General features: G+C 49.1%; 8 protein-coding genes and 1 tRNA gene. 8 read left to right on the top strand and 1 reads right to left on the bottom strand.

All coding sequences use genetic code 11. The annotated features are described in order from the left end of the window. From AC9UES_RS06125 to AC9UES_RS06090, 8 genes are all read left to right on the top strand, one after another. Window positions 1-810: glutamate-5-semialdehyde dehydrogenase (locus AC9UES_RS06125; protein ID WP_509527684.1), on the top strand; the 810-nt coding region annotated here is incomplete at its 5' end. Window positions 811-845: 35 nt separating this feature from the next. Then, complete coding sequence (locus AC9UES_RS06120) at window positions 846-1,031, top strand: hypothetical protein (protein ID WP_509527681.1); 186 nt, start codon at window positions 846-848, stop codon at window positions 1,029-1,031. Window positions 1,032-1,046: 15 nt separating this feature from the next. Beyond that, a complete protein-coding gene (nadD, locus tag AC9UES_RS06115) occupies window positions 1,047-1,634 on the top strand; it encodes a nicotinate-nucleotide adenylyltransferase (protein WP_509527678.1) in 588 nt (195 codons plus the stop codon). Then, window positions 1,631-2,332 (top strand): hypothetical protein, encoded by a 702-nt coding sequence (locus AC9UES_RS06110; RefSeq protein WP_509527676.1) that lies wholly within the window; start codon window positions 1,631-1,633, stop codon window positions 2,330-2,332. The genes nadD and AC9UES_RS06110 overlap by 4 nt, the downstream gene beginning before the upstream one ends. A gap of 12 nt (window positions 2,333-2,344) precedes the next feature. Then, complete coding sequence (rsfS, locus tag AC9UES_RS06105) at window positions 2,345-2,725, top strand: ribosome silencing factor (RefSeq protein ID WP_509527674.1); 381 nt, start codon at window positions 2,345-2,347, stop codon at window positions 2,723-2,725. Window positions 2,726-2,745: 20 nt separating this feature from the next. Beyond that, window positions 2,746-2,818 (top strand) — tRNA-Ala (locus tag AC9UES_RS06100). A gap of 73 nt (window positions 2,819-2,891) precedes the next feature. Further along, window positions 2,892-3,515, top strand: coding sequence for an alpha/beta hydrolase (locus AC9UES_RS06095; RefSeq protein WP_509527671.1), 624 nt, complete (start codon window positions 2,892-2,894; stop codon window positions 3,513-3,515). Window positions 3,516-3,566: 51 nt separating this feature from the next. Then, window positions 3,567-4,325, top strand: a complete 759-nt coding sequence (locus AC9UES_RS06090; protein ID WP_509527668.1) for a Bax inhibitor-1/YccA family protein — start codon at window positions 3,567-3,569, stop codon at window positions 4,323-4,325. Here the strand turns inward: AC9UES_RS06090 and dnaE are convergent. Further along, window positions 4,305-6,502: DNA polymerase III subunit alpha (dnaE, locus tag AC9UES_RS06085; protein WP_509527665.1), on the bottom strand; the 2,198-nt coding region annotated here is incomplete at its 5' end. The genes AC9UES_RS06090 and dnaE overlap by 21 nt on opposite strands.

Genomic DNA, 6,502 nt, shown 5'->3' with positions numbered 1-6,502 from the left:
GGAACTGCCGCCGAAAACACCAACATCGCGTTGTCGAAGATTCTCAAAGATGCTCTGGCAAGTTCTGGCCTCAGCCCAGAGCTGGTGCAGACAGTTGATGACTTTGGTAGAGAAGGTGCGAACGAGATGATGGCAGCACGTGGCCTAATTGACGTCTTGATTCCAAGGGGAAGCGCAAACTTGATTTCGGCAGTGGTTGAAGGAGCAAAAGTTCCGGTTATTCAAACCGGTGACGGTGTGACCCACGTATTTATCGACGAGTCAGCTAATTCGGACTGGGCTGTTGAGATTGTCTTTAACTCAAAGGTGCAACGCCCAGCTACTTGCAATGCGCTAGAGACATTGTTGGTTCACGAAGCAGTGGCCTCAACTATTCTCCCCAAGGTTCTCGACCGCTTGGCGGCAGCTGGAGTAACAGTTCATGCTGACAAGAAAGTAAACAGCGTCTATCCAAATTCTGTTTTGGCGACCGAAGCGGACTGGCACGCCGAGTACTATTCGCTGGATTTGGCAGTCAAAGTGGTCGCTTCTTTGGATGAGGCGCTAGAGCACATAAAGAAGTACTCGACCCACCACACTGAATCGATAATTACAAGCAATGAAGCTCACGCGGAACGATTCCTAAACGAAATCGATTCAGCGGTAGTTATGGTCAATGCCTCAACGAGATTTACCGATGGCGGTCAGTTTGGCTTCGGAACTGAGGTTGGAATATCTACGCAAAAGCTTCATGCCCGCGGTCCGATGGGGCTAAGAGAGCTAACAAGCACGAAATGGCTGGCTCGAGGTGCCGGCCAAACGCGGGCCTAGGTTATTCTAGGTATAACGCTTCTAAGGAGAACATTTTGCTAGCTGCAATACTGTCTGAGACCGATGGTGTGTTCATACAACACAGCGAACTACCAATTCCTGCTCTTGCTTTCGGAGCCATAGCGATGAGCGTGTTTATCCTTCTTGCTTTTGTTGTTTACTCGTATCGCGATGTAGCCAACCGCCACGATCACAAGAATTCGAGCTCGCAAGGTCACTAGGCCTCCAAATTCTCTATGGCTAAAATTCGACTGGGAGTTATGGGTGGAACCTTTGACCCAATTCACAACGGCCACTTAGTTGCCGCCAGCGAAGTGGCAGCAGCCCTCAAGCTCGATCAAGTGGTATTCGTGCCAACCGGCGCACCAGAAAAGAAACCAGAAGTGACTGGCGGTGAACATCGCTACCTTATGACAGTTATTGCAACAGCAGCCAATCCAAGATTCTTAGTTTCTAGAGTTGACATCGACAGAGACAAGCCCACTTACACGGTTGACACTCTTACCGATCTCAAGAACAGCTATCCAGATGCGGAACTTTTCTTCATAACCGGAAGCGATGCTATTGCACAAATTTTGGCATGGAAAGAAGTGCAGCGACTTTGGGATTTGGCACACTTCGTTGCGGTTAGCAGGCCAGGCCATGCTCTTCAGATTCCTGATGTTCCTGAGGGCACAGTAACTGTTGTTGAAGTTCCGGCGCTGTCAATTAGTTCAACTGACTGCAGGAATAGGGTTTCTAACGGCGAACCTATTTGGTACCTAGTTCCTGATGGTGTAGTTCAGTACATTGGTAAACATGGTTTATACAAGGGGCTCTCATGAGCGATAGCCCCACTTTCCAGTCTCGAAGAGAGCGTCGAGCTGCAGAGTCAAATACTGTTGCACAACAACCAGTAGAGCAGACCTTCCCCGATTTAGGCTTTGAGCCTTACAGCCCTCCTCCAAGCGAACCGCAGAGTGCAAAATCTCGTCGCGAACTTCGGGGCCTCAATGACCTCAAGGAATCTGCTGCAACTGACAGGGCACCGCTTTTTGATGATCACACCCTAACTGGATCAGTTCCTGTTATTGCCACACCTGACATCTTTTTGGAGTCTGTAAACGGTTCAAACTTTGGCTCAACTGCGAATCTGGGTATTGAGCCAGTAACTGCATCGATCATCCTAGACCGAGTGCCGGACATGCTTGGCGGATCTATTGTTCTTTCAGGCTCTGGCCCGGCAGTAACAACTGGTTCAATTCAGCGTCCAAACGTGGATCCAACTACGGGCAGCATCACCATTATCTTGGAAAGCGAACAAGCAGACGAGGCTGTTGCCGAAGATAGCCTCAACTCCTTCGTTTCCTCTGCGGCCCCAATCCGCGCTGCTGGAATTGCTAAAACTAGGGCCAAGGTAGTTGAGCTGACCCTGATCAACCGAAAAGGCCAGGGGCAGGTCTACGCGGTTATGTCCACAGTTGTCCTCATGATTTCCGTAGGAGCACTTACGGTGGCCGCGTTTATGCTTGGGATCTTATAAAGATGGGTGTTTGTGAGCGCTACTAAAAAAGCAATTGAAGTTGCAGAACTAGCTGCAGCGGCCGCTTCTGACAAAGTAGCTGAAAACATCGTCGCACTTGATGTTTCGTCACACATGCCACTAACTGATATATTCCTGATTGCCTCTGGTAGAAATGAGCGTCAAGTCGTTGGAATCTCTGATGGCATCGAAGAAAAGCTTTTAGAGCAAGGCATCAAGCTACTTCGTCGCGAAGGAAAAGCCGGCGGACGATGGGTGCTTTTAGACTTTGGGGAAATCATTTGCCACATCATGCACGAGGAAGATCGCGTCTACTACTCGCTCGAAAGAATCTGGAGCGACTGCCCAGAACTAAAGCTAACTTCTTTGTCAGCTAGCCCCAGTTTGAGCTAGGCTAACAAAGTTACACATCAGGGCCTGTGGCGCAGCTGGTAGCGCACCTGCATGGCATGCAGGGGGTCAGGGGTTCAAATCCCCTCAGGTCCACAAGTAAGTAGCCCTTCGGGGCTACTTTTTTGTTTAACACTTAGATTCGTGGATAGATATCTAGACTGAGACGATGACCGAAGCAAAACTCACGAGACCACACGTCTGGCTGCCATCTGCGCAATCCGCGAACACCCTTTTGCTCTTGCACGGATCTGGTGCGGATGAGTTTGATCTATTGTCTTTGGGCAAGGCCCTGGATCCTTCAGCAAACATCTTGTCTCCTCGGGGCCTCGTTAGCCAGGATGGCATGGTCAGATTCTTTGAGTATTTTGAGGACTTTAGTGCCAAGGAGGACACCCTGCTTGAAGCCGTTCGGACCCTGGCTGAGTTTCTCGAGCTAGCGAGTAAGAAATATGGTTTTGACCCGGCACGGGTAACGGCTGTCGGGTTTTCTAACGGAGCTCACATGGCTGGTGCTTTGCTAACGGTCCACCCTGAGCTTCTTCGAGGAATTCTTGCCTTTGGTACTACTCGGGCTTTTGTGGAGACCGAATTCAAGCCAGACCTCGAGGGTAAGTTCGTCTTCATAGCCAACGGAGAAAAGGACCCCTACTCACCAACGCAAAAAACGGAGGAAATGATCAAGGAGTTTCAATCTTGGGGAGCCAAGGTTGAGGTCCTGATGCACCCCGGAGGGCACCAGATTAGCCCTGAGCATATTGAAATACTTGCTAAGGAGCTCACGCTCAGCTAACTTTCAGCAAATCAGCTTAGAATTTACATCAATAGACAAAAGGAGAACATCTTGTCCCACAACCCAGTTTTTAACCGCTCAATGCAAACCGGATTACAGGCTGCTCGTGAGGTTCCGCAGGACCTTGTAGATGCAGAGTTTTCGAAGATTGCTTCCAAAAATGAGCCAATGACCGTTGAGGGGACAGCTGGCAAGGTAGCAGCAATCTTTGTTGTGTTGCTGATTACAGCCGCTGCAACTTGGTTCTTCCAGCCACTACATGATCTTTGGTTCCCGGCCATGTTTGTCGGTCTTGGCCTTGCTTTGTGGATCACCTTTTCTAAGAAGGTAATGCCAGCTGTAATTGTTGCCTACGCAGCAGTTGAAGGTGTTTTCTTGGGTGGAATTTCCGCCATGTTCGAAAGCCAGTATCCAGGCATCGTTCAGTCTGCAGTTTTGGCAACCTTGACTACCGCTGGTGCGATGTTTGCCGCTTACCGCTTTGGTTGGATCAAGGTTGACGCTAGGTTCACCAGAATCATGACCTTTGCAATCGTTGGTTACATGATCTTTGCTGTTATCAATCTAGGTTTTGTTCTTATTTCAGGTGAATCAGGTGTTTACGGTTCTGCTTTTGGTTGGCTTGCTGGATTAGTTGGAGCAGGTCTTGCGGCCTTCACTCTAAATCTAGACTTCGAGACCATCACCGTGGGAGCTAGAGACAAGTGGCCAGTGGACATGGAATGGCGCGCAGCTTTTGGTCTAGCCGTTACTCTTATCTGGCTTTACGTTGAAATTCTTCGCTTGTTGTCAATTTTCAACCGCGACTAAATTTTTCTGACGGTATTGCTGCCACAGCTGATCTAGGTCCCACGCGTTTTCAGCCATTACTGAAACTCCTTTGACTCCGGTTCTTCTGGTTTTACCAGAGACAACCATGAGTCTGGTATTGAAAAGCACGTGACTGGACCGCTCTTGGGCCTGATCAAAAAATGTTGCATCCGAACACCCTGTGCCATCATCGAGGGTTATAAAGACAACTCTTTTGCCTGAACGCATTGGGGGAGACTGGGTCGCTACCCTTACTCCAGCAACTAGAACATCGGTTTTGGATCTAAGCCCAACAAGCTCACTGGCTCGAACCACGCCCATTTGATCCAGCATCGGCTGATACTTAGCCAGCTGATGGTCTGTGACATCCATGCCAAGTAGATCCATTTCACTTTCCAGCTGAAGCTCCTTGGTGAATTCCGGGTTTCCCTTGGGCATCAAATCAATCAAGTCAAAATCGAGCATCGGCTGATCTTTTGTTAGCTTTGGTCTTGATTTCAAGGCGCTTAGTTGCCTAACCCTTTCGAGCACATCTCCTCGTGTGTGATCTTGGCTGTTAGCACCAAGTTGATCTAGAGCACCGATTAGCGCAAGGTTCTTAGCGCTAGCCCTTCCCGGGTTAGCTCTCAAGTAGAAATCAGCCAGGTCCTTATAGGGGGCATTTTCGATAATGCGACTAATTTCTGCACCAGAAATGCCATAAAGATCAGTGAGCGCCATGCGAATGGCTAACCCATCGGGAGTTTTCTCCACCAGATACTCGTCTTTGGATTCATTCACATCAACCCCAAGAATTTTCACCCCGAGTCTTCTGGCCTCGGCTAGCAGTAAGCGCTTTGGGTACATTCCAGGGTCGTGGGTGAATAGGCCAGCTAGAAACTCAGTTGGGTAGTGAGTTTTTAGCCAGGCGCTTTGGTAGGTAGGTAGCGCAAAGGCTGCTCCATGGGCTTTGCAGAAACCAAAGCTTCCAAAACCATCAAGTACGCTCCAGATGCGATCTACAACAACTCTCGAGTATCCACGCTTTGTGGCGTTTTCTATAAAGAACTTCTCAACAAACTTGCGGTCTTTTTCAAGAGACCTTCTAAGCTCATCGGCTTTAGCCAGCGAGCAGCCGGTCATAACGTTCAGGATCTTCAGTAACTGCTCGTGGAAGATAACAACGCCGTGGGTGGATTTTAGAATCGGCTCCAGGTCTGGATGTATGAAATCCGGCTTGATAAAGCCATGTCTGCCATCTAGGTAGGGCGAGATCATGTTGCCCTTCATGGGACCTGGCCTAAATAGCGAAATCTGTATTGTCAGATCATTGAACTGCGTTGGCTGGTGCTTACCGGTTAGCTCTCTTTGGCCTGGGCTTTCAATTTGGAATACACCAAGGGTGTTTGTAGTTCGTATTTGCTTGAAAGTTTCCGCGTCATCTCTGGAGATGGCATCTAGATCGATGCTTTTTTTGGAAACCCGCTCTATTTCCCTAATCGCGTAGGCCATGCTCGATTGCATCCGAACCCCAAGAATGTCTAGCTTGAGCATTCCCATCGGGTCCATATCGTCTTTATCGAACTGACTCATCGGTAACCCCAGACCGCTTGGTTCAACTGGGGTGTGAGCAAGAAGTTGTTCGTTACCGAGTATTACGCCGCAAGGGTGCATCGAGATATGCCTTGGTAGTCGATCTAATCTTTCGGTGACATCAACCAAAAGGTTTAACCTGCGGTCAGTTTCTAGCTGGGCAGCAAGTTGCTTTAGCTCTGGTTTTTTCCCCAGCATTCCACGAAAATCTCTGGCGCTAAAGCGCCAGATACTTTTTGCTATCTCATCAATTTGTTCTGGCTCGAACCCAAGGGCTAGGCCACCATCTCTTACGGCACCTCTTCCGCGATAGGTGGACTGCATCGAAAGTAGCGTGACTCTATTGCCACCGTAGCGCTTGAATATCGCTCTGTAGATCTCATGCCTTCTGGCTGATTCAACATCGATATCGATATCAGGCAAGCTAGAGCGCTCGGTGCTTAGGAACCTTTCGAACAATAGCTCATGTTCTATCGGGTCAACACTTGAGATACCAAGTAGGTAATTGACCATCGAGCCAGCTCCCGAACCGCGAGCTGCCGTTCTGATTCTCATGTCCCTGATCATCTGAGCAACATCGGCAACGGTTAGAAAGTAGGTAGCAA

This window comes from Rhodoluna sp., from assembly GCF_044232805.1.
Taxonomy (GTDB): Bacteria; Actinomycetota; Actinomycetes; order Actinomycetales; family Microbacteriaceae; genus Rhodoluna.
Note: the sequence above shows the minus strand (reverse complement) of the source record. Positions and strands in the feature narration are given on the sequence as shown.